The organism is Variovorax robiniae (genome assembly GCF_037889955.1).
GTDB lineage: Bacteria > Pseudomonadota > Gammaproteobacteria > Burkholderiales > Burkholderiaceae_C > Variovorax > Variovorax robiniae.
On the sequence record NZ_JBBKZS010000067.1, the window covers coordinates 1 to 3,432 of the forward strand.

Annotated in this window: 4 protein-coding genes; all 4 read left to right on the forward strand. The window is 66.0% G+C overall.

What is annotated here, in order from left to right; genetic code table 11:
* The coding region (locus tag WKW79_RS36695) for a cobalamin-dependent protein (protein WP_340340142.1) at window positions 1-610 on the forward strand (610 nt) is incomplete at its 5' end.
* Between the two features lie 8 nt (window positions 611-618).
* The gene (locus tag WKW79_RS36700) at window positions 619-1,089 is read left to right on the forward strand and encodes a GNAT family N-acetyltransferase (RefSeq protein WP_340340143.1); all 471 of its coding nucleotides are present in this window, start codon (window positions 619-621) and stop codon (window positions 1,087-1,089) included.
* A complete protein-coding gene (gene meaB / locus WKW79_RS36705) occupies window positions 1,089-2,147 on the forward strand; it encodes a methylmalonyl Co-A mutase-associated GTPase MeaB (protein ID WP_340340145.1) in 1,059 nt (352 codons plus the stop codon). The genes WKW79_RS36700 and meaB overlap by 1 nt, the downstream gene beginning before the upstream one ends.
* A 16-nt stretch (window positions 2,148-2,163) precedes the next feature.
* Window positions 2,164-3,432: acyl-CoA carboxylase subunit beta (locus WKW79_RS36710; RefSeq protein ID WP_340340144.1), on the forward strand; the 1,269-nt coding region annotated here is incomplete at its 3' end.

Below are 3,432 nucleotides of genomic sequence, written 5' to 3' on the forward strand. Positions count from 1 at the left end.
CGGCGAGGGTAACCTGCTGGACCTCAGCATCCAGGCCGTGCGCCTGCGCGCCACCGTCGGCGAGATCAGCGATGCACTCGAAAAGGTCTACGGCCGCCACCGCGCCGACACGCAGAAGGTGACGGGCGTCTACGCCGCCGCCTACGACTCGGCCGAAGGCTGGGAGACGCTGCAAAACGAGATCGCCGCCTTCGCCGAGGAGCAGGGCCGCCGTCCGCGCGTGATGATCTCCAAGCTCGGCCAGGACGGCCATGACCGCGGTGCGAAGGTGGTGGCCACGGCCTTCGCGGACCTCGGCTTCGACGTCGACATGGGCCCGCTGTTCCAGACGCCCGAGGAGTGCGCCCGCCAGGCTATCGAGAACGACGTGCATGCGGTGGGTGTCTCCACGCTCGCGGCAGGCCACAAGACCCTGGTGCCCGCGATCATCGCGGAACTGAGGAAGCAGGGCGCGGACGACATCATCGTGTTCGTCGGCGGGGTGATCCCGCGGCAGGACTACGACTTCCTCTACGAGGCCGGCGTCAAGGGCATCTATGGCCCGGGCACGCCGATCCCGGCCAGTGCGAAGGATGTGCTGGAGCAGATCCGCGCGGCCGTCACGGCCTGAGGATTCCCATGGCCGATATCCTGTCTCGGCTGTCCTTGCAGCCGGTGGATTCCAGCGACTTCGAGGCCATGCTCGCCTTGCGCATCGATGCAATGCGTCCGAGCCTGGAGCGCGTGGGCCGCTTCGATGCCGATCGCTCGCGCGAGCGGCTGCAGGCCGGCTTCGTCGTGCCCTTCATGCACCACATCGCGCTCGACGGCGACCAGCGCATCGGCTTCGTCACGCTCAAGCCCGAGGGCCCGGATGCCCTGCGCCTGGACCACCTCTACCTGCGCACTGGCTTCCAGGGCCTGGGCATCGGCGAATGGGTGCTGGAGTGGGCCAAGTCGCAGGCGCGCGAGCAAGGGCGCGACATCAAGCTCACGTCGCTCGTGAAGAGCGATGCCAACCGCTTCTACCTGCGGCACGGCTTCGTGCTGGAAGGCGCGGAGGGGGTGGACTTGCATTACCGCTGGCATCCGTCGGAGTCCGCGTCTTGATCGGGGTGCTCGATCTGCAGCAGGCCGTGCTCGCCGCGGCCTCCCTGCCGCAGCGCCGCGCCATCGCCAAGGCCATCACGCTGCTCGAATCGACCCGCGACGACCATCGTAAGCAGGCCGATGAACTGCTCACGGCACTGCTGCCCCACACCGGCAAATCCTTCCGCCTCGGCATCTCCGGCGTCCCTGGCGTCGGCAAGTCGACCTTCATCGAAACGCTGGGTCTCTTCCTCATCGACAAGGGCCATCGCGTCGCGGTGCTCACCATCGACCCTTCGTCGACCGTCTCCGGTGGTTCCATCCTCGGCGACAAGACGCGTATGGAAAGGCTCTCCGTCCATGAGCGCGCCTACATCCGCCCAAGCCCATCCTCCGGCACGCTCGGCGGCGTGGCCGAGAAGACGCGCGAGGCCATGCTGGTCTGCGAGGCGGCCGGCTACGACATCGTCATCGTCGAGACCGTGGGCGTCGGCCAGAGCGAGACCGCCGTGGCGGGCATGACCGACATGTTCGTGCTGCTGCAACTGCCCAACGCTGGCGACGATCTGCAAGCCATCAAGAAAGGCGTGATGGAACTGGCCGACCTGGTCGTCATCAACAAGGCCGACATCGACAAGGACGCCGCCACGCGCGCACAGGCCCAGATCACCTCGGCGCTGCGCCTGTTCGGCCACCACGGCAACCCGGCGCATGCACAAGCGATGCACGCTGCACACGCAACGCCGGGCTCGCCCGAAGCTGAAATTCGCTTCTGGCAGCCGCGCGTGATGCAACTCAGCGCGCTGCTCGGCACAGGCGTCGATGCCTTCTGGACCGCGGTCAGCGAATTCAAGTCGCTCCAGATCGCCAACGGCAGGCTCACAATGCGCCGGGAGAAACAGGCGCTCGCGTGGATGTGGGAACGCATCGACGCCGGCCTCAAGCATGCCTTCCGACACCATCCCCATGTGCGCGAACTGCTGCCGCAAACCATCGCCGCCGTGACCGGCGGCACGCTCCCCGCATCGACGGCCGCACGCAACCTGCTGGCCGCGCAAGACCACCACACGAACATCTGAACTCCAACAGGATCCCATGAAAGACATCCTCGAACTCCTCGAACAACGACGCGCGCAGGCCCGCCTTGGCGGCGGCCAGAAGCGCATCGACGCGCAGCATGCCAAGGGCAAGCTGACCGCACGCGAGCGCATCGAACTGCTGCTGGACGACAACACCTTCGAAGAGTGGGACATGTTCGTCGAGCACCGCTGCACCGACTTCGGCATGGAGGACAACAAGATCCCCGGCGACGGCGTGGTCACCGGCTACGGCATGATCAACGGCCGCCTGGTGTTCGTCTTCAGCCAGGACTTCACCGTCTTCGGCGGTGCGCTGAGTGAGGCCCATGCCGAGAAGATCTGCAAGGTGATGGACCAGGCCATGAAGGTCGGCGCCCCGGTGATCGGCCTGAACGACTCGGGCGGCGCGCGCATCCAGGAAGGCGTCGCTTCCCTTGGCGGCTATGCCGAGGTGTTCCAGCGCAACGTCATGGCCTCCGGCGTGGTCCCGCAGATCAGCATGATCATGGGCCCCTGCGCGGGCGGTGCGGTGTATTCGCCGGCCATGACCGACTTCATCTTCATGGTGAAGGATTCCAGCTACATGTTCGTCACCGGCCCCGAAGTGGTGAAGACCGTGACCCACGAGGACGTCACCGCGGAAGAACTGGGCGGCGCCTCCACCCACACCACCAAGAGCGGCGTGGCCGACATGGCCTTCGAGAACGACGTCGAAGCATTGATGATGCTGCGCCGCTTGTACAACTACCTGCCGCTCAACAACCGCGAGAAGCCCCCGGTCCGCCCCAGCGGCGACCCGGCCGACCGCGCCGACCTGTCGTTGGACACCCTGGTCCCCGACAACCCGAACAAGCCCTATGACATGAAGGAGCTGATCGTGAAGGTGGTCGACGACGGCGACTTCTTCGAACTGCAACCCGACTACGCGAAGAACATCGTCATCGGTTTCGCCCGCATGGAAGGCCAGAGCGTGGGCATCGTGGCCAACCAGCCGCTGGTGCTGGCAGGTTGCCTCGACATCAAGAGCTCCATCAAGGCCGCGCGCTTCGTGCGCTTCTGCGATGCCTTCAACATCCCCGTCATCACCTTTGTGGACGTGCCCGGCTTCATGCCCGGCACCAGCCAGGAGTACGGCGGCATCATCAAGCACGGCGCCAAGCTGCTCTACGCGTATGCCGAATGCACGGTTCCCAAGATCACCGTCATCACCCGCAAGGCCTACGGCGGTGCCTACGACGTGATGGCCTCCAAGCACCTGCGCGGCGACGTGAACCTCGCGTGGCCC

Coding starts and splice junctions, on each gene's coding strand:
- WKW79_RS36700 (WP_340340143.1), top strand. CDS start 619: ATGGCCGATATCCTGTCTCGGCTGTCCTTGCAGCCGGTGGATTCCAGC.